The sequence below is a fragment of the Paenibacillus jilunlii genome (genome assembly GCF_900102965.1).
GTDB classification, from domain to species: domain Bacteria; phylum Bacillota; class Bacilli; order Paenibacillales; family Paenibacillaceae; genus Paenibacillus_AQ; species Paenibacillus_AQ jilunlii.
In genome coordinates this window covers 200,913-220,279 of record NZ_FNGM01000013.1, presented here as the reverse complement: position 1 = coordinate 220,279, position 19,367 = coordinate 200,913, and the positions used below count along the sequence as shown (strand labels likewise).

The 19,367-nt window shown below is 51.3% G+C and carries 19 protein-coding genes and 1 pseudogene; 10 read left to right on the top strand and 10 right to left on the bottom strand.

Annotated elements, in window-relative coordinates; genetic code table 11:
- Positions 1 to 256: 256 nt before the first annotated feature.
- Together BLQ82_RS21560 and BLQ82_RS21555 are read right to left on the bottom strand one after the other, a co-directional pair.
- Positions 257 to 2,221 carry an ABC transporter permease gene (locus BLQ82_RS21560; RefSeq protein WP_062525820.1) on the bottom strand — a complete coding sequence of 655 codons (1,965 nt, stop codon included), beginning with the start codon at positions 2,219 to 2,221 and terminating at the stop codon, positions 257 to 259.
- Positions 2,218 to 2,964 carry an ABC transporter ATP-binding protein gene (locus tag BLQ82_RS21555; RefSeq protein WP_062525821.1) on the bottom strand — a complete coding sequence of 249 codons (747 nt, stop codon included), beginning with the start codon at positions 2,962 to 2,964 and terminating at the stop codon, positions 2,218 to 2,220. Before BLQ82_RS21555 ends, BLQ82_RS21560 begins: the two co-directional genes overlap by 4 nt.
- A 476-nt stretch (positions 2,965 to 3,440) precedes the next feature.
- Here BLQ82_RS21555 and BLQ82_RS21550 point away from each other — a divergent pair, with 476 nt between their 5' ends.
- The 4 genes from BLQ82_RS21550 to BLQ82_RS21535 all read left to right on the top strand — a co-directional run bounded on the left by BLQ82_RS21550 (position 3,441) and on the right by BLQ82_RS21535 (position 10,083).
- A complete protein-coding gene (locus tag BLQ82_RS21550; RefSeq protein WP_062525823.1) occupies positions 3,441 to 4,673 on the top strand; it encodes an MFS transporter in 1,233 nt (410 codons plus the stop codon).
- A gap of 37 nt (positions 4,674 to 4,710) precedes the next feature.
- A complete protein-coding gene (locus tag BLQ82_RS21545; RefSeq protein WP_062525824.1) occupies positions 4,711 to 8,943 on the top strand; it encodes a sulfite reductase subunit alpha in 4,233 nt (1,410 codons plus the stop codon).
- Between the two features lie 134 nt (positions 8,944 to 9,077).
- Complete coding sequence (tlp, locus tag BLQ82_RS21540; RefSeq protein WP_062525825.1) at positions 9,078 to 9,302, top strand: small acid-soluble spore protein Tlp; 225 nt, start codon at positions 9,078 to 9,080, stop codon at positions 9,300 to 9,302.
- 130 nt (positions 9,303 to 9,432) lie between these two features.
- Positions 9,433 to 10,083 (top strand): Vat family streptogramin A O-acetyltransferase, encoded by a 651-nt coding sequence (locus tag BLQ82_RS21535; RefSeq protein WP_062525827.1) that lies wholly within the window; start codon positions 9,433 to 9,435, stop codon positions 10,081 to 10,083.
- Between the two features lie 68 nt (positions 10,084 to 10,151).
- On the opposite strand, the gene BLQ82_RS21530 is transcribed toward BLQ82_RS21535, so the two are convergent.
- The 6 genes from BLQ82_RS21530 to BLQ82_RS21505 form a co-directional block, all read right to left on the bottom strand.
- Entirely contained in the window at positions 10,152 to 10,739 is a 588-nt protein-coding gene (locus BLQ82_RS21530) for a dihydrofolate reductase family protein (RefSeq protein ID WP_062525828.1), read from the bottom strand.
- Between the two features lie 21 nt (positions 10,740 to 10,760).
- Entirely contained in the window at positions 10,761 to 11,204 is a 444-nt protein-coding gene (locus BLQ82_RS21525) for an SRPBCC family protein (protein WP_062525830.1), read from the bottom strand.
- Between the two features lie 24 nt (positions 11,205 to 11,228).
- A complete protein-coding gene (locus tag BLQ82_RS21520; RefSeq protein WP_062525832.1) occupies positions 11,229 to 11,708 on the bottom strand; it encodes a MerR family transcriptional regulator in 480 nt (159 codons plus the stop codon).
- A gap of 321 nt (positions 11,709 to 12,029) precedes the next feature.
- Entirely contained in the window at positions 12,030 to 12,269 is a 240-nt protein-coding gene (locus BLQ82_RS21515) for a hypothetical protein (protein WP_244280916.1), read from the bottom strand.
- 165 nt (positions 12,270 to 12,434) lie between these two features.
- Positions 12,435 to 13,190 carry a nucleotidyltransferase family protein gene (locus tag BLQ82_RS21510; RefSeq protein WP_062525835.1) on the bottom strand — a complete coding sequence of 252 codons (756 nt, stop codon included), beginning with the start codon at positions 13,188 to 13,190 and terminating at the stop codon, positions 12,435 to 12,437.
- Between the two features lie 172 nt (positions 13,191 to 13,362).
- A complete protein-coding gene (locus BLQ82_RS21505; RefSeq protein WP_244280914.1) occupies positions 13,363 to 14,037 on the bottom strand; it encodes a TetR/AcrR family transcriptional regulator in 675 nt (224 codons plus the stop codon).
- Between the two features lie 259 nt (positions 14,038 to 14,296).
- On the opposite strand from BLQ82_RS21505, the gene BLQ82_RS21500 reads away from it, so the two are divergent.
- Positions 14,297 to 15,082 (top strand): SDR family NAD(P)-dependent oxidoreductase, encoded by a 786-nt coding sequence (locus BLQ82_RS21500; RefSeq protein WP_062525837.1) that lies wholly within the window; start codon positions 14,297 to 14,299, stop codon positions 15,080 to 15,082.
- 12 nt (positions 15,083 to 15,094) lie between these two features.
- Positions 15,095 to 16,228, top strand: coding sequence for an SMP-30/gluconolactonase/LRE family protein (locus BLQ82_RS21495; protein WP_062525839.1), 1,134 nt, complete (start codon positions 15,095 to 15,097; stop codon positions 16,226 to 16,228).
- A 124-nt stretch (positions 16,229 to 16,352) separates the two neighbouring features.
- Here BLQ82_RS21495 and BLQ82_RS21490 read toward each other — a convergent pair whose 3' ends face one another.
- Positions 16,353 to 16,724 (bottom strand): RidA family protein, encoded by a 372-nt coding sequence (locus BLQ82_RS21490; RefSeq protein ID WP_062525841.1) that lies wholly within the window; start codon positions 16,722 to 16,724, stop codon positions 16,353 to 16,355.
- Positions 16,725 to 16,878: 154 nt separating this feature from the next.
- On the opposite strand from BLQ82_RS21490, the gene BLQ82_RS21485 reads away from it, so the two are divergent.
- Entirely contained in the window at positions 16,879 to 17,082 is a 204-nt protein-coding gene (locus BLQ82_RS21485; protein ID WP_062525843.1) for a hypothetical protein, read from the top strand.
- Between the two features lie 2 nt (positions 17,083 to 17,084).
- On the opposite strand, the gene BLQ82_RS21480 is transcribed toward BLQ82_RS21485, so the two are convergent.
- A complete protein-coding gene (locus BLQ82_RS21480; protein ID WP_082722766.1) occupies positions 17,085 to 17,933 on the bottom strand; it encodes a tetratricopeptide repeat protein in 849 nt (282 codons plus the stop codon).
- Positions 17,934 to 18,121: 188 nt separating this feature from the next.
- Here BLQ82_RS21480 and BLQ82_RS21475 point away from each other — a divergent pair, with 188 nt between their 5' ends.
- The 3 genes and pseudogenes from BLQ82_RS21475 (at position 18,122) to BLQ82_RS33105 (ending at position 19,349) form a co-directional block, all read left to right on the top strand.
- Positions 18,122 to 18,475, top strand: coding sequence for a helix-turn-helix domain-containing protein (locus BLQ82_RS21475; RefSeq protein WP_062525845.1), 354 nt, complete (start codon positions 18,122 to 18,124; stop codon positions 18,473 to 18,475).
- 243 nt (positions 18,476 to 18,718) lie between these two features.
- Positions 18,719 to 19,070 (top strand): annotated as a pseudogene (locus BLQ82_RS21465) (helix-turn-helix domain-containing protein).
- An 87-nt stretch (positions 19,071 to 19,157) separates the two neighbouring features.
- Positions 19,158 to 19,349 (top strand): helix-turn-helix domain-containing protein, encoded by a 192-nt coding sequence (locus tag BLQ82_RS33105; protein ID WP_342028166.1) that lies wholly within the window; start codon positions 19,158 to 19,160, stop codon positions 19,347 to 19,349.
- Positions 19,350 to 19,367 lie beyond the last annotated feature (18 nt).

The following is a 19,367-nucleotide window of genomic DNA, read 5'->3' as shown; positions in this document are numbered from 1 at the left end:
GCTCCCCCTGTTCCCTCACAGAATAAGTGGAAAAAGGTACACTAATTCAGCTCATTTCACTCTCGATGAGGTAATATAGACCAATTAAGTTTCCTTTTTCCACTTAAATCTCACGATTGTTGATTTTTCGGAAGAATAAGTTCCCTTTTTCCAACTAATGCTTGCTCACCGGCTTGTATCCATTCAGCTTTCATGGTAATAACCACGCAGAATAGCGATCCCCCAACAACCCTGGAGAATCGCTTGAATAGAGGAGCTACGGAGTTTCGCTAACTATTTTATAATACACATTCGTGGACGAAACGTATAACAACAAGTAAATCAGGAAGTACACGCCCATGATGCCCCACACGGCTGCTGTAAGTCCAGGAAAACCCTGCACGGAATCGAGGATGTAATACTTGATAATAAACCAGCTGTGCAATATTCCAAGCGCAAGCGGCGGCAAAAAGACAAACAGCAGCTGCTTGCGGATCACGCTTTTCATCTGCCGGTCATCTACGCCCATTTTGCGCAGAATGGTATATTGCAGCCGTTCGTCCGTAGCCTCGCGCAATTGCTTGAAATAAATCACACTAGCAAGCGCGAAAATCGCAATCAGGGCCAAAAATCCGCTGGAGAACAGCATGAGCGACGAGCCTTCAATTTGCTTGGAATACACGTCTGCAAACGAGGAGTAATAGGCACCCGGCGTCTCCGTGACGATGGCATGCACCTGCTTAGACAGCTCTTCGGCCCGGCCGGCATCAGCAATACCATAGATTTCAAAAGACTTCTTATCCGCATGCTCCCGCAGGCTCCGGTAAGCCTCATCTGAGATTACGAGCACCGCAGGTTTAATGACCATAGATCTCACCGGATCTGAAGACCAGCCAAGATAGGCATAGTCTTTCTTTTCAATCATCCGAAAGGTGGTTTCTGCATCTGTCTTCACCGTAAATTCCGGCTGCTGGTTTGCAGCATAGGCTTGCTGGAAGTCCGATCCCTGGGCAAGGGTTACCGCTTCCTCACCTTGCAGGTCCAGGATCTGCTTAGGGTCCCGTTCCTTCATCAGCCCGTTATAGGTTTGCTCGGATACAAGCAGCAGGTACGGAGTATAGTACTCGGGATTCTCAAAGGCTGGCCCCATATCCGATACCGGATCAGCCATTATGGCCTCTTGCGTCAGGTGGTACCGGACCTCATGGCCGGAGCTTCGGATCAGGCTGTCAATCTGGCTGTTTGTTTCAGAGGCCAGAGATTCAAACGCTATATCATTAGGCAGATTTCTCCCCACCGCTTCGAACTGCACCTTATAGTTAATCGTCATGAAGCTGAGCAGCAGCATAATCGCCGCACTGAACAAGGAAATAAAGGTTAAGTTCAACGTGTTGCCTCTAATCTGGAACCGCAGGGAAGAGGTCCACAGCATCGTATTGCCCTCGTAGTATTTTCTGCGGCGGCTTACCGCCTGGAGCAGCCAGCCGGCGAATTGACGGAAGAACAGGAAGGTGCCCCCGATAATGCCAATAGTCACGGCAATCATAGTCATCGTCGCGTAATCCTGCCAGAACACCGAACCCTTTCCGCTGCTAATCAGAGCAAAGGCCATGCCCAGCAGAAGTACAGCAATCATAGCCCAGACTGAAGAAATGCGGACGGGTTTGTCCATCTTTTGCTTCGCATGAAACAACTCCGTAAGCTGCACCCGGTTCAGCATGATATGACTCTGTACACTTATAATCATAGCAAGCAATATGAAGACACCGATCGTTGCAGCAATCGACGGAATGGGGAATGACAGAGAAATAACCTGGTCGTAATGCATTAAATTCATCAGCAGCATCCCAAACAGCTTGGACAGCAGTCCCCCGATCAATATCCCCGTGAACAGGGAAATGGCGCTCATAATCAGGGTTTCATAAAACACCATCCGCGTAATTTGCCGTTCGTTCAGGCCGTATAGCAGGTACATGCCGAACTCTTTTTTGCGCTGCTTCATGAAGAAAGAATTGGCATACAGAATAAAGAAAATGATAAATAAGAACACAACAAGTGAAGCGATGCCCACACCGGTCTGAAAGTTGGCACGGTTCTGCAGCGCATCTATAATATCTTCATTGTACATCAGGGACGAGAATGTGAATTGAATAATGACACCGGTAATCATCGAGAACAGATAGATGGAATATAGGCGGAAGTTGCGCTTCACATTCCGGGCCGTAAGCTCCAGCAGACTCATCGCAGCTTGCCCCCCATCAGGCTTTGGGTTTCCAGAATGCGCTCATAGAACGCTTTTTGGGTCTGGTCTCCTGCGTAAATCTCATTAACAATTCCTCCGTCACGCAGAAAAATTACCCTTTTACAATAGCTGGCCGCATAGGGATCATGAGTGACCATCATAATCGTTGTCCCGAACGTCCCGTTCAGCTCCGCAAGTTGCTCCAGCATTTGGGTCGCGGACCGGGAATCCAGCGCCCCCGTCGGCTCATCGGCAAAAACAATAGACGGATTGGTAATGATGGCCCGCGCCGAAGCTACCCGCTGCTTCTGTCCCCCTGACAGCTCGCTTGGATATTTATGAAGGATCTCTTCAATATTCAGCGCCTGCACAATCGGCAGCAGCCGGTCTTCCATCTCTTCCACCTTCACTTTGCGCAGCGAGAGCGGCAACAGAACATTCTCTTTGGCCGTCAGCGTATCCAGGAGATTATAATCCTGAAAAATAAACCCCATGCGCTCCTGCCGAAATTGCCGCAGTGACTTTTTTTTGAGCTCCAGCAGGGATTTCCCCTCCAGCCACACCTCGCCGCCCGTGAACCGGTCAATGGTAGACAGTACGTTCATCAGCGTCGATTTTCCAGAGCCCGAGGGCCCCATAACCGCTGTAAATTCTCCCGATTGAATCATCAGATCAATATTCTTAAGTACTGCGGTTGTCCCATAACTTTTCGATAAATTTTGAGTCTGAATCACAGTTTGCATTTTTGGTTCCTCCCCTTCCTGATACTTATCTTAGCCGCGGTTTGGACTTGCAACCATAGAAGCAGGATGAATTCGGGTGACGTTTTTGTCACTCAGCAGACCTGATACGGGTAAATGTAAGATTATATTACATGAAAACGCTTCAAACACCTAAATAAAGAATTAAAATTAATAATTTTAAATTTTTATGTTATAGTTGTTGACATTTCTTATCGAGCTAATTATATTGACATTATAAGATTTCAACGACACAACAATGTGTCCCTGAAGGTGACAACAGATTATTCCCACAATGCTGTGAACGGATAGTCTGCTGTACCGGAGTTCTTACTTCCAATAATCGTACAGTCAGTCACGATGGTGTGGCTGCAATGGCAATGGGGCCGATGAACATAATCCGCAGTTGTGCGGGTTCTGTCAGTCGGCCCTTTTTTGCCGGTTCATTTACTTGGGGTTATTAAAAGGAGGATGTCAGCATGGAAGCAAAAGGTTTTCGCAAGGCGGGTCACGCCCCGAGTTTATTATCAGCTTTTTTGTACTTTGATGTAAGCTTTATGATTTGGGTGCTGTGTGGAGCCTTGTCGCTCTATATCACCAAGGATTTCGGATTATCAGATACCCAAAAAGCGGCCATGGTCGCCATCCCCATCCTCGGCGGTTCGATTTTCCGCATCCCCATGGGCATTTTGGCTGACCGCATTGGCAGTAAAAAAGCAGGCCTGCTCGGGATGTTCCTCACCATCATTCCCCTCCTGTGGGGTTGGCTGGGCGGAACCAGCCTGCTGCAGATGCATATGATCGGCTTCCTGCTCGGCTTTGCAGGCGCAAGCTTTGCCGTATCCCTCTCCCTCGCCAGCCGCTGGTACCCGCCGCAATATCAGGGACTCGCGATGGGCATTGCCGGAGCCGGGAACAGCGGAACGGCGCTGGCGACCTTTTTCGGGCCGCAGATCGCCCAGGCTTATGGATGGCACAGCGTATTCGGGATCGCGCTGATCCCTCTGGTCATCGTTATGATTGTTTTTGCCATATTGGCTAAAGACGCCCCGAATGCTCCGGCACCCAAACCGCTTAAGAGCTATCTCAGTGTCTTCAAGCATGCCGATACCTGGTGGTTCTCGATGTTCTACGCCATTACCTTCGGCGGGTTTGTCGGGTTCGCCAACTATGCGAGCATCTTCTTCTATGATGTGTACGGCGACGGCGTACATTCCGGGGGGCTGACCAAAGTCCAGGTAGGCTATCTGGTCACCATCACAGTTATCGCGGGCAGCTTCTTCCGGCCTTTAGGCGGCTGGATTGCGGACCGGATTGGCGGCATGCGCCTCCTGCTCGTTCTGTATGGTGTAGTTTCTGTATGTGCGTTCGCCATTGCGTCGATGCCTAGTTCATTCCTGGTGATGCTGCTCTATACCAGCGTGATGATGGCCTGTCTCGGAATGGGCAACGGCTCGGTCTTCCAGATCATCCCCCAGCGTTTCTCCAGCGAAATCGGAGTTATTACCGGCATTGTCGGCGCGGCCGGAGGTCTTGGCGGATATCTGCTGCCGACTTACGTCCTCGGTCCGCTGAAGCAATCCACCGGCTCACAGGTTACCGGATTTCTGGTGGTCGGCTCCATCGTACTCCTGACAACCCTGATTTTCTACGCCGTAACCCGGTCGTGGAAAAAATCCTGGGCAAAGGCGGAATCCGGAGTCAATTTCTAATAAACCTATCCAGAGAACTTCGAGGCGGTGAACTCACATGACAACGGGCAAAGTAAAAAGCGTCTGTCCTTATTGCGGCGTTGGCTGCGGGATCGTACTCGAAGTGTCGGGTAACCGCGTAGTCAACATCACCGGAGATAAAGAGCATCCGGCCAATTTCGGCAGGCTGTGCACCAAAGGCAGTACGGCCGCAGCCGCACTCACGGAATCGGGCCGGATGGAATATGCCTACAAACGCCAGGATCGCAGAGCCGAGCCTGAACGAGTGAATATAGATGAAGCTATTCGTGATACCGCGCAGCGGCTGCGGGCCATTCTGGAGGAACATGGCCCGGATGCCCTGTCCGTGTACGTGTCGGGTCAAATGTCGCTGGAGGCCCAGTACCTGATCAACAAGCTGGCCAAGGGCTTCATCCGCACCCCGAATATTGAGTCTAATTCACGCTTATGCATGGCGGGCGCCGGGAACGGCTACAAGCTCTCCCTGGGAGCGGATGGGCCTCCGGGTTCTTATCAGGATATAGATAAGACGGATTTATTCTTCGTCATCGGCGCCAATATGGCCGATTGTCATCCGATTCTGTTCCTTCGGATGATGGACCGGGTCAAGGCCGGAGCCAAGCTGATTGTCGTAGACCCCCGGCGGACGGCCACTGCGGACAAAGCAGACCTGTTCATGCAGATCAGGCCCGGAACGGATCTTGCCCTGCTGAATGGACTGCTGCATCTGCTGGTTAAGAACGGCCATACAGACCCGGCCTTTATCGCCCGGTTCACCTCCGGCTTTGAGAGCATGGAGGCATTCCTGGAGGACTATCCGCCGGATAAAGTGTCCGAGATTACCGGCATCCCGGAAGCCGATATCCGCCAGGCGGCCAAGTGGATTGGCGGAGCGCCGGAGTGGATGACCTGCTGGACCATGGGCCTTAACCAGAGCATTCACGGCACCTGGCACACGAATGCTATCTGCAACCTGCATCTTGCCACAGGTGCAATCTGCCGTCCGGGGAGCGGCCCCTTCTCGCTCACCGGCCAGCCCAATGCCATGGGCGGCCGGGAGATGGGCTACATGGGCCCGGGCCTGCCCGGGCAGCGCTCCCTGGTGTCTGAAGCGGACCGCAGCTTCATAGAGAAGCTGTGGGAAATCCCCCAGGGCACCCTTCGGACGGATGCCAGCGGCGGTACCATTTCCATGTTCGAGAGCATGATTGCAGGCAAGATCAAAGCCTGCTGGATCATCTGCACCAATCCGGTGGCTACGGTTCCCAACCGCAAGAAGGTCATCGCTGCCCTCGAGGCGGCTGAGCTGGTTATTACGCAGGACAGCTTCCTCGACACTGAGACTAACCGTTATGCGGATATCCTGCTGCCCGGGGCCTTATGGGCCGAAGGGGAAGGCGTGATGATCAACTCCGAGCGCAATCTGACCCTGATGCAGCAAGCCGTGAAGCCGCCCGGAGAGGCCATGCCCGACTGGCAGCTGATTGCCCGGGTAGCCGCTGAAATGGGCTATGCCGAGGCTTTTGCCTACCAGTCTTCAGCAGAGGTCTATGCCGAAATCCAGCAGGCCTGGAACCCAAAGACCGGCTACGACCTGCGCGGAGCCACCTATGCACGGCTGCGGGAAACGCCTGTGCAGTGGCCCTCTGCGCCGGAACAGCCGAACGACCGGAACCCGATCCGGTACTTGAACCGTCAGGACGGACCTGCATTGAGTGAGCCTGCAGATGGCAGTGCTCCGGACATCGTATTCCCGACAGACAGCGGAAAAGCTGTATTCTGGGCACGCCCGTATATGCCGCCTGCGGAAATGCCGGACAGTGACTATCCCTTCGTACTGAATTCCGGCCGCCTGCAGCATCAATGGCATACGCTGACCAAGACAGGCAAAGTTCCCAAGCTCAATAAGCTGAACCCGGGTCCATTTGTGGAGATTCACCCGGAAGATGCTGAGGTGCTTGGAATTAAGGACCGCCAGCCGGTAGAGCTTCGTTCGCGGCGGGGGCTGGCGGTTCTTCCCGCTGTCCTTTCCGACCGCGTGCGTCCGGGCAACTGCTTCGCCCCTTTCCACTGGAATGATGTCTTTGGTGCCCAACTGGCCGTCAATGACGTCACGAATGATGCCGTTGATCCCCTGTCCTTACAGCCTGAGCTGAAATTCTGTTCCGTATCGCTCGTCAAGGCTGCGGAACAGCCAAGCGGGGAGCCGCAAGCGCCGGATTTGGACCAGAATCAGCCCACACCGCCAGCCGCCGCTGAGAATGCCCATCCGAAGGAGGCCATAAGTATGAAGCAGCTTGATACGCTTGCGGGCATATTTGGCCTTGAAGCCCCTACAGCCATGACCCTGGATAGCCAGGAACAGGCTTATCTGTCCGGTTTCATCACAAGCCTGCGCACCGAGGCCGGCCGGTCAGCCTCCGGTATTCCGGTTCTGCCGTCCACCGCGCCGTTTGAACAGTCCACCCGCTACTTTGTGGATGGTCTGCTGGCGGGAATGTTCTCCCGTACTCCGTTTCCCGGAGCGGAACCCCATTCCGTGCAGGCAATGCCCCCGGGCCTAGTCTCTTTAGGGGCAGCCTCCGAAGATGCTGAGACAGCAGGCAAGCTTCCCGTAACCATCCTCTGGGCCTCGCAGACCGGAAATGCCGAAGGTGCGGCCATTGAGTGCGCGAAGAAATTACAGCAGGCCGGTTACGACATACGGCTGATAAATATGAACCAATATTCCGTAAGCGATCTGGTAAAAACCCGGTTTGCGCTGTTCATCGCCAGCACCTTCGGAGCTGGAGATCCTCCGGACAACGGTGAGAGCTTTTACCAATCCCTCAAGGCAGAGAATACTTCTCTGCTGAAGGATCTGCGGTACGCCGTGCTCGCTTTCGGGGATTCCAATTATGATCTCTTTTGCGGCTTCGGAAAGAATCTGGATGCCCGGCTGGAGGAGCTTGGCGCGTCGCGGCTGCTGGACTGTGCCCATTGCGATACGGACTATCAGGAACAGGTGGATGCATGGACGAAGGATATCTCGGAACTGTTAAGCGGATTTGCAGGCCGTCCGGGGCCTTCTGCGCTTGCCCAGGCAAGCGGTATCTCACCCGCTCCGGTTAGTGCACCCGGCCCGGCTTCCCCGAACCCGGAACAACGCGGATATCACCGGAATCACCCGGTCCCGTCACGGCTCCTGTTCAAGCATTGTCTGAATACGCCTGGGTCTGAAAAAGAAACCCGCCACTATGCCTTCGACCTGAAGTCTGCAGGCTTGCAGTTCGAAGCAGGTGATGCGCTGGGGGTATGGCCCGCCAATTGCCCTGATTTGGTCGGCAATCTGCTGCTCACGTTGGACATTGAGCCTTCCACGCCGGTAATGGTCAAGGGACAGGGCGAGCTGCCGGTCAACGAAGCACTTCGCCGTCATTTTGAGATTGCCCGTATTGCTCCGGAGATGCTCCGGTTCGTCCGGGACCGTTCACAGGATGCCAGGTTAAGCAAGCTCCTTGAAAGCGACAACCAGGCGGAACTGAAGCAATGGCTGTGGGGGCGCCAGCTCATCGATGTGCTGCAGGAGTTCCTGGTTGCCCTCAGTGCGCAGGAGCTTGTGGAACAGCTCAAGCCCTTGCAGCCCCGCCTGTATTCCATTTCGTCCAGCCCGAAGGCCCATCCGGACGAGGTTCATATTACAGTGTCCACTGTACGCTACGAGAATAACGGCAGCGTCCGCAAGGGAGTATGCTCCACCTTCCTCGCGGACCTTGCTACAGAGGATACAGAGATTCCAATTTTCATACAAAAGAATGCCCATTTCCGGCTGCCGGCCAATCCCGATGCCCCGATGATTATGGTCGGTCCGGGCACAGGCATCGCTCCCTTCCGCGGCTTCCTGCAGGAGCGCAAGGCATCCGGCGCCAAGGGCAAAAACTGGCTGATCTTCGGCGAACAGCGGGAGGACAGTGACTTTTATTTCCGGGAGGAGCTTGAGGGACTGCAGATGGAAGGCTTCCTGCAGCGGCTGGATACGGCCTTTTCCCGGGATCAGGCGGAGAAAATCTACGTACAGCACCGCATCCTTGAGCATGGAGCCGAGCTCTGGGCATGGCTTCAGGAGGGCGCCCACTTCTATGTGTGCGGAGACGCCCAGCAGATGGCCAAAGAAGTGGATGCCGCGCTGAAGGCCGTGATCCGGCAGCATGGCGGCATGACTGCGGATGAAGCAAATGATTATGTAAAAGAAATGTCATTAACCAGGCGGTATGCGCGGGATGTCTATTGAAGCAGCAATGGCGGGCATGGATCAGCCATCCGGGTTCAGCGATGAATTACATTGATGCATAAAATCTTCCGGCAACGATCACCCTACAGATTAGCGTCCTTTCAGGCGCGTTAATCACAGGAGGCGATCCCCAAATGGCAAAGCCGGATAATCGGGCAGATAACGTTGAGCATTTACAACAGAGCATTCAGCACACCATGCAAAACCTGCATGAAGCTGAAGACTATTTAAACGAATTCTCTTCTGAGATCAGCAGCAAAGAACGTGAACAAATCGAAGCAAAGAACGAACGCCGTAAAAAAAGCATTAAAGCCTTCCGCGAGGAAGTTAAAGACGAAGCCGCTCATTCCCAGGAGTAGTTAAAGGGCGGTAGTCAAGCCAAACGGCGGTCCACCCGGAGCATTCCGGGCTGGACCGCCGTTTGGCTTGGGTTATAATGAAAACACATGCGGACTATCGCATTAGATAATCCAAGAAAGGTGTGTGCTTATGCATCCTACAGGACCCGATCCGAACGCAATTCATCCGAACCCCAATATTAAGCAAGTCCGGTTCATCAAAAATACCGTCACCCGCCCCAATATCATCGCCGGAGACTACTCTTATTATGACGATCCAGACGAATCTGTCTCTTTTGAAAGCCGCGTCACCCACCATTATGAATTCATCGGGGATCAGCTAATTATCGGCAAATTCTGCGCCATCGCCCGCGGCACTGAGTTCATCATGAACGGGGCCAATCACCGGATGGGCTCAGTAACCACCTATCCCTTCAACATTATGGGCAGCGGCTGGGAGAAAGCTACACCGGAGCTGGCAGACCTGCCCTACAAGGGCGATACCGTCGTCGGCAATGATGTGTGGATCGGCCAAAACACCACCATTATGCCTGGTGTAACCATTGGAGACGGAGCGATCATCGCGGCCAATTCCACCGTAACCAAGGATGTTCCTCCTTATCATATTGCCGGCGGCAATCCGGCACGCATTCTTAGAAAACGCTTCGGCGATGAACTCATCGCCCTGCTGCTGGAGCTGAAATGGTGGGACTGGAGTCAGGAGAAGATCACAGCCAATCTTGATGTGTTGTGCAGCAATGATCTGGAGCGGATTAAGGGTCTGGCAGGTGGCACTGCATGACGGTGATCGCCCCCATTGTATAGACCAAAAGGACGTGCATCATGCACGCCCCTTTCCTCTATGGCGGTTCAGATTTCCGCCGGGTGGTATGTCAGCTCCACAACGCCCGATTGCAGCACCTTGGTATGGACAAGCTTCAACGTCTTCGGCTCATTACCGTCTTTGAACAGACGTTTGCCGCTGCCCAGCATCACAGGGAACACCATGAACCGGTACTCATCAATCAGGTTATGCTGCATGAGCGTGTTGATCAGCTCACGGCTCCCAAGGGCCAGTATATCCCCGCCGGGCTGCTGCCTCAGCTTCGTGATTTCTTCCACAAGACCGCCTTGGATGAGGCTTGCATTCCACTTCATCTCCTCTGGACGCAGCGTTCTGGAGGCTACATATTTCGGGTAGCTGTTCATTCGCTCCGCGAACCCGTCAGGGATAGAGAAATCCTGAATGTCATTCACGACGGTATTGGTTTTTGCCGTTTCAGGCCAGGCGGCGGCGAACCCTTCGTAAGTGACACGGCCCAGCAGCAGAGCATCACAGGCCTTAAGCTCTTCGAATTTACGCTGAATCTGTTCCCCGCTATGGAAGGGAATGGTCCATTCCGGCTCTTCCATCACCCCGTCCAGCGTAATGAACTCGGATACGATGATTTTTCTCATGCGGCCGCCTCCGTTCTCAGGTTATTTTGCACCATTCAGTTCATGCTCCAGCTTGTCCAGGAAATCCGTCGCTCCGGCGATGTGATCCTGTACTGAATCCTGTCCGTCGAAGAAGGCGCATTGCTCGGTGTAAATCAACTGTGTGCGGTTTCCCTCAGGCTTGAACTCCACAGTGACCACAGATACCGATATCCGCGTCTCCGCCTTGTCTATAGTAATGGTGTAGACGATGCGGTTGTCCGGCGTTATTTCCTGATATGTGGCGATGGAGGTATAAACCGGACCGCCCGGCTCACTGCCTCGAATGGCCTCCCGCCCGCCTATCCGAAATTCGAATTCTTCCGCTTGCGCGAACCAGTTAGCTTTAAGGGCCGGATCTGCCCATGCGGCAAAAGCTCTGGCGGGAGAAGCATTATAGATGCGTTCGAGAGCAAAAGTATCATGCTTAATGGAATGCTGATTCATGACTTAGTCCTCCGTTCAATTTGGTTATTCGGGATGCTCATCCAGAAAATCGCCCAGCCGGTCCAGATGTTGATTCCAGCTCTTGCGTTTGTCAGCAAAAAACTTCTCATGGCTCATTCTCATCGTTTCCAAAACCTTGGTGAAATCTTCAATGGTCAAGGATTGCTCCGACTGCATCAGGCTTGAGATATGCTCTAGCTCCCTCAAAAGCTTCTGCTGTACCCGCATGTTCGCCTTGATCCGGGCAATCTGCAGCGAGATAATCTCCGGGAGACTGAAATCATTGCCGGTCAGCACCGTCTTGATCTCTTCAAGCGACAAGCCCAGCTCTTTCAAGGACAAAATCTGCTGCAGCCGCACAATGTCCGCTTCCGTGTAAAGCCTATGTCCCGAATCGGAATATCCCGAGGGTGCGAACAAGTCAATCTGATCGTAATAACGCAGCGTACGAATCGTCAGTCCTGTCAGCCGCGCAAGCTCCCCAACCTTCCAGGTCTGCTTCATAATCATCCCCTTTTTTCCGTGCCAGCTGTCTTCCGGTAGCTTCAGTATAAAACATTACGTAACGTAATGTTCAAGGGGTAGCCCGGGGGAAGTTTAAAATTTTTAGTGATAGCAAAAAAATCACCCTACGGGTGATAAGGCTACTCACTAAAGGTTAGTCCTAACGGACTTACTTGTTATACCACCTCTCAATTCACCATTTAGCCCGCTTGCGCAAAATTCAAAGGCACTTTTACCTCTCATTTCAACCTGCAGAGGGTCTCCTTGTTTACTTATCATCTGGTTTTCATGATCCGCCATTTTTTATTGTATGGTTTCCATCTATAAGAACAAACCACCCTTCGTTGCTTTAACAACGGCATTTCTGCCGTTATTTCCGGGCAAACCACCCTTCAGCACTTCAACAACAGCATTTCTGCCGTTATTTCCGGGCAAACCACCCTTCAGCACTTCAACAACAGCATTTTTGCCGTTGTTACCGGACAAACCACCCTTCATTGCTTTAACAACGGCATTTCTGCCGTTGTTACTGGACAAACCGCCCTTCAGCTCTTCAAACAACACATTTCTGCCGTTGTTTCGGTCCACATTCGTCCTTTTGACGAATTGAACTAAAAGATTCTTATCCCCAATTTTATACACATCTTATCCACAATGGAAAGTAATCATAATTTCCTAAATTATAAAAAAGCCTCCCTACAGGATGAACTGCTTTCTGCTTGGAAATTAACCGTTGCCCTCTTGGCCGTCCCCCAGCCTAGCCCGCATCTCCGCATAAGCTTCAGGGGTGCCGACATCATCAATAGTACCCTCCGTATAGTAGGCCCGGATCTCTTGGCGGGAATGCAGCCACTCGGGAAAATAACTCGGCGCATCCGGGTTGCCCCCTTCGGCCAGATAACGGAAAAAGAGCGGCAGTGTGGACCTTTTATAGATGTAGAGTGCAAATACGCCAATGTTCGTCCGGGGCGCCTGCGGCTTTTCTTCCAAAGAAAGGACCCGCAACTCGGCATCCAGCTCCGCCACCCCAACACTGCGCAGCTCCGTGATATCGTCCACCGTCCGGACCAGAATGCAATCCTTATCCACCTTATGAAAATAATGCAGATACCCCTCAAGGTCAAATCCGAGCACATTATCACCTGCCAGAACCAGCAGATCATCCTGTATCTGCTCCCGCTCGATGGCAAACTGGATATCGCCGATCGCCCCTAACCGTCCCTCTGGGGAAGTAGTGCCGTCGTTCAGAATACGAACCGGCTTTGTCCCTCTGTACTTCTGGCTCCACTGCTCAAAAACCCGGAAGAACCGGTCATTGGTCACAATGAGAATCTCCTTAACCTCATCCAGCACCTCCAGACGGTCCATCAGCAAATCCAGAATAGTACGGCTTCCTTGAACCGGCAGCAGCGGCTTCGGCGTATCTTTCGTTAACGGATAGAGACGGGTCGCATACCCCGCAGCCAAGATTAATGCAATCATCCCCTGTTCGCTCCTCTGCCTGCAAATTGTCCCTCTACTATATACCACCGGAGACGGCCAGCCAAGCCTGCTGCTGCTGCAAAAACCGCCTTCGCAATAAGCTGATTTCGCTTGTGCTGGAACGAATCAAACAGCCCATCCCTTGAAGGAATGGGCTGTCAGGAGCAATCCGCTATGGCTTGGATACTGCAAACAAGGATCGGGACAGCAAAACCATTGTTTGTTTGTAGACGGTATGGGCTGCTTCGACATCGCCAAGGAACCCGCCCATATACAGGTGTATTACTCCGTGCAGCGAAGCCCATATGGTGTTCACGATGGTCTGAGTCTCTTCCTTGTCCGAAATCTGTCCTTGCTGCTGGGCGGTACTGATTAGAATCAGCAAACGGCGTATGGCTGTCATCGTTCCCTGCATACTCTCCTCATCCGGCTTGAACTCGGCAAAAGCCCCTCCAAACATCAGCTTGTAGTAGCTGGTATAGTCCTGCCCGAACTGCCAGAAGGCTTCGCCCAAATCCAGCAAATGCTGCAAGAGATCAGAGGACGGCGGCACTTCTTCAAAACGCTGGGCCAGCAATTTGCAGCCCTCCAGATACAGCTGCTGGGCCAGACCTTCTTTATTGACAAACAAACTGTAAATAATCTTGGTTGAGCAGCCCATCTTTTGCGATACTCTGCGCACAGTGACGGCCTCCGGCCCCTCTTCCTGCAGAATGGCTGCGGCCGCATCAACCACAAGCTTACGGAGATTTTCCGTATTTTGCAGACGGGCTTCCTGATATGTTTTTAATACCCGCCCCGTGGATAGTGAGGGCTTGTCTTCGTTACTGATAAGGATCACCTTCATTCAGTTATCATGTTATTGACAAGAAACAGGGTTACTGGGCTTCTAACAGGCATTCTAACCATTTGCAGAAAGGTTGTCAATTAATCCATCACGCTGAAAAAAAAGCTTTGACACGGATGCATCTTTTGGGTTACTATGATTCTCATAAGAAACAGTGTTACCGAAGCGATTTTATGCTCATAGGAATTTGTCATATTTTTTTAAAGTTTTGGTAACGTTGTTTCCAAATAAAAACACTGTGTTAAAAGGAGCGGGAATCATGAATATTAAAGGGAAATGGTCGCTAATTACCGGGGCCTCTTCGGGAATCGGCGAACAGTTTGCAAGACAATTGGCAAAGGAAGGCAGTCATTTGGTGCTTGTAGCCAGATCCAAACGCAAACTTGATACGCTTGCAGCAGAATTGACCCGAAGCTATGGAACTCAGTGCCAGGTGATTCCCCAGGATCTATCCATCGAAGGCGCTGCCGGAGAGTTGTATCAGAAGTGCCAGCAGCTCAACCTGAACATTGATCTGTTGGTTAACAATGCGGGTTTTGCCACCCATGGTCTGTTCGAGCAAATCTCCGGCGAGCGCCAGCATGAAGAAGTGATGCTCAATGTCGCAGCTGTAGTAGATATGACTCATTTGTTCCTGCCGGGGATGCTTCAAAGAGGCGCTGGCGCTGTGATCAATGTTTCGTCTACCGCAGGCTTTCAGCCGCTGCCTTATATGGCCGTCTACGGGGCAACTAAAGCTTTTGTCTTGTCCTTTACCGATGCCCTTTGGTGGGAGAATCGTGACCGTGGCGTTCAATTCTTTGCTCTGTGCCCAGGCTCAACAGAAACGAATTTCTTCAATGTCGTTGGCACGGATGATGCCTCTGTGGGCGCAAAAGACTCGCCGGAACGTGTAGTGGAAGTTACACTGCGCGCTATGAAAAAAGGGAAACAGTACGTTGTTCCGGGATTCCGGAATTATCTAGGTGCCCAGATTTCACGTTTTATGACCCGCAGACAAAGTCTGCGGCTGGTTGGGGGCATGCTTCGTCCCCGCAAACAATAAGGGGGATTTATAATGTCAACAGAACCAAAGCAACGCAAACTTTCAACACGTCAAAAAGTCGGCAGATGGAGCTTGGCCCTGCTCGGGGTAATTGTAATGGGAATCGCTGTTTTTCTGCTGATACCTGCCCCGGTAGAACCTGCTGTATGGTCTGCACCTACCGCCCCTTCTTTTGAGAAGGAAGGTCCCTGGAAAGAAAACAGCAAACTCAGCTCGGCTGAGCTGGTTACAGACCGCGCCAAGTTCCCGGAATTCATTACTTTTGATACCAAAGGACGGCTGTACACGGGTGACTCCGACGGCAAAATTTACAGAGTAGCCTTTGATACGGCGGGTAAAGCACAACCGGCTGAAGTGTTCGCCGATACCCACGGAACACCTAACGGACTGAAATTCGACGCGGCAGGGAATCTAATTGTGACGGATATTCAGAAAGGGCTGCTGTCGATTGACCCGGATGGAAATATTGAAGTACTAACCACAGAAGTAGAGGGAGGGCCCATCTACCTGGCGAACGAACTGGACATCGCGCAGGACGGATCGATCTATTTCTCTGATACCTCTAACTATGGCAAGGTCATGTTCAAAGAAATTGCTGAGAACAAACCGCATGGACGATTGCTGAAATATGATCCGCAGACCAAGGAGACGACCGTTTTACTTCGGGACTTATATTTTGCCAATGGGGTAGCCTTGTCTGCTGACGAAGATTTCGTGCTCGTGGCCGAATCGTATCATTATCAGTTGACCCGATACTGGCTGAAGGGGGCCAAGCAGGGCACCTCGGATATTTTTGCAGACAATATTGCTGGATTCCCGGACAACATCACACGTGATGCACAGGGACATTTCTGGGTAGGGGTATTCACAACCCGTTTGGCTTTTGCCGATTACATGCATAGTCATCCTTGGTTAGCAGCTACAATGTCCAAAGTTCCACAATCCTTGTTAAATGGAGCCAGTGCGCCGGTGAAGCATGGACTGGTCGCGGAATATGGACCCGAAGGGGAACTGGTGAATAGCTGGCATGATCCTGAAGGTACATTGTATGGCATCACCACTGCCGTAAGCCAAGGGGGGTACTTATATCTCGGAACCGCACCGGGAGGAAGCCAAGGTGTTCATCGGGTGCTTATGAATCCGTAAGGTAGTGTTAATGTTATATTCATCCGCCCCCCTGCCACTGTAAGGCATCCCAAACAGCAGCTCACTCCGTACAGGAGGAGCTGCTGTTCATATTTGGGAGCATTTTCTTCCTAACCTCCAAACGCTACGCGCGTGGACGATACGCCACACCATCCATCTGTACCTTCAGCCCCTCCGGCCCGCCGGCATGCGCGAACTCCGTGGAGATCGTTTTCCGGGCAGGGTACTTGCCTTGAAATCTGCGCTTGAACACCGCCTCCATCACCGGAATATCCCACACATCCCGCAGCAAAACATCCAGCTTCACCACATCCGCAAGCCCCAGCCCCACCTGCTCCAGCCGGTTACTCATATCGTTCAGCGCACCTTCCACCTGCTCCTCCACCGTTCCCCCCACATTGCCTACACAGAAACTGAGGAAAATAAAATCCCCTGCCTCCACGAATCCGGAATACGCATACTCCTCATTCACATCATGTCTTACGATCTCACTCATATCTGTCGACCCCCTATCCTTTAAGATAAGTTCATTATAGGGGGAGAAATCGGACAGCTGTGTGTCGTGGTTTGGGAGGGGAATTATGGTAATATTGTACAGAGACTTACTTTATCTTATATAACAGAGAATTCTTCCTGAACGGAGGAGAAGCATGAAGCGATTCCTGAAATCAAAGTCTTTTCTCATTACATCCATCCTGTTTAGCCTGCTGTTCATTGTGAATATCGTATCCACCCCTGACAGTACGGGTACGGACATTGCACTCAGTATTATCAAATCTGTATTGGCGGGAACTATAAGCGGATTTATTTTGGGCGGCATTATCTTTCTTTTGCTGAAAAAGAAGCCAGTCTGACCCTATACTCCCACATGCGGCAGTTCGGGAAGCTCCAAAACAACCTGGCCCAGACACTCCGTCAGCACCTCATGATACCGCCGATCCTGTTCTTCTGTCCCCCCTTCTCGCAGCGATTCGAACAGCGCCAGACAACGCTTGAAATTCCCGTCATGCCTGGACTGGTGAGCCAGCACTAAAGATTGTATCGCCCAGTCCAGCGCTTCCGGTATTCTGCCCGCCTGCTTATGATACAACGCTAAGTGATAGCAATAGCTGTAATAATGCGAGAGATTGCCTGCATCCTCATAGTCCCCAAATCCGGCACTCTGCTCCGCGAACGTATGCAGCAGATCATCTACATCAAGCCCGTACTGAACCGCAGCCTGCAAAATAGTCCCGAGCCCCGGCAACAGCTCCTCGGGATTATCCTGCAAGAAACTGGCATACCCCTCCAACAATTCCGTCCTGCCGGACAGAATCTCGACAATATACAAGTTGGCACGGGCCAAATATCTGAACTCCTCGGCAATTTCCTCCCCTTCCTCCCCCAAGTCCTCCATCCATCCAAGCTCGGCATAGCGGTAAATGGAATCTCTGGCCTCATCATACTTTCCCTGCCTCTGGCAAACGATGCCCCGCATCAGGTGACTGAACCCGAAATAATAGACCAGCGGACGCTCCGTGTCCAGAATCGGTACCGGAAGCTTCTTAGCCTTGTGATACTGCCGCTCCTCATAGATGCACTGCGCATAGCTGTACAGAATCCCCGCCGTATTCAACATCTTGTCCCAATCCTCGAGGCGATAAGCCATTTCCAGCATTTCAACAATAATATCCGGCTTGAGTGATTTCAGAATGGAAGGGCGCACGGGTGGGGCCTCCTTCGTTTGGGTAGGATATAGTTCTGATTTCTTCGATACGTGTATTTTATTGAACTAAAAGGAAATAATGGAATGCATATTCATTATCCTTAAATGTTATTTTAAAGTCAAATACAATTTATAGTGTGTTAATAAGACATGTTTACTCAGTTAAGCTTGTCATGAGGTGAGCCAAGATGCCAGATGAATCCAAGTCAGAGCTTGTAAAAAGAATTGGAGAACGCATCCGACGATTACGTAAAGAAATGAACCTATCACAAGAGCAGCTTGCAGAACGGTCTAGTTTACATACGAATTATGTGGGACAAGTCGAGCGCGGAGAAAAGAACCTTACGCTTGAGACCTTGGAGAAAGTGGTTGGAGGTCTAGACATTTCGTTAGAGGAGTTATTCAGGTACATAGGGCCAATGGACAAACAAGACGCTCTTGGACAAATTGTAGAACTGCTTGTTGAACGTTCTGTGGAAGATCAAAATATGGCATTGAATGTTTTGAAGACGGTTATGGAATGGGAAGAGAAAAAGCAATAAAGAGTAAGACTTTATTTCGATACCTTCGTTACTGCTGCCAATACCAATAGATGAAGGCTAGTTGTCTGTTTATCATCATATTTCCCCGTCCTCCTCTCCCCGCTTGATTATCCTTTCTTAAAGTGCCATTGATGAATATGCGGTTACAGTTAGTGAGTTGAGTGTGAAGCAAATTGATACTTTGAATAGGATTGTTAGAGAAGTTAAGGGAGCTTTTAAGGATTAGGCACACGAGGTGATCCCATGAGTTTATCAGAAAGCGTTGGCAATCGAATACGCGAGCTTAGAAAAGCAAAAGGATGGACACAAGAACAACTGGCCGAAGCAGCATTCCTTCATTACAGCTACATAGGCGGTGTAGAACGAGGCGACCGCAACATTTCTTTTGAGACATTGGAGAAAATAATTACTGCCTTTCAAGTTCTTGGCTGTAGAAATTTTTCGTTTTGATAATAATACCGACCGCCGTAAGGCGTTAGATGAGCATATCACTTTGATTAGCAGTAGGAGTACAGAGGAAATAGCAGCACTCACCAAGATTAATCGGGAAGTGATTGCTGCTATTGATACGTCTGGAGACAGTAAGACTAAATAAAAATGAATTTAACTCCGAAGAAGGAACAGATAGAAGCCAAAACATCATTTCGTTTTTAGGCTTTTTTTAGTCATGAGGTGAGCCAAAATGCCAGATGAATCCAAATCAGAACTTGTAAAAAGTATCGGAGAACGCATTCGAAGATTACGCAAAGAAATGAACTTATCACAAGAGCAGCTTGCAGAACGGTCGGGTTTACCTACGAATATGTGGGACAAGCCGAACGCGGAGAAAAGAACCTTACGCTTGAGACATTGGAGAAAGTGGGTTGAGGGGTAACCATGGTACGATGGCAGT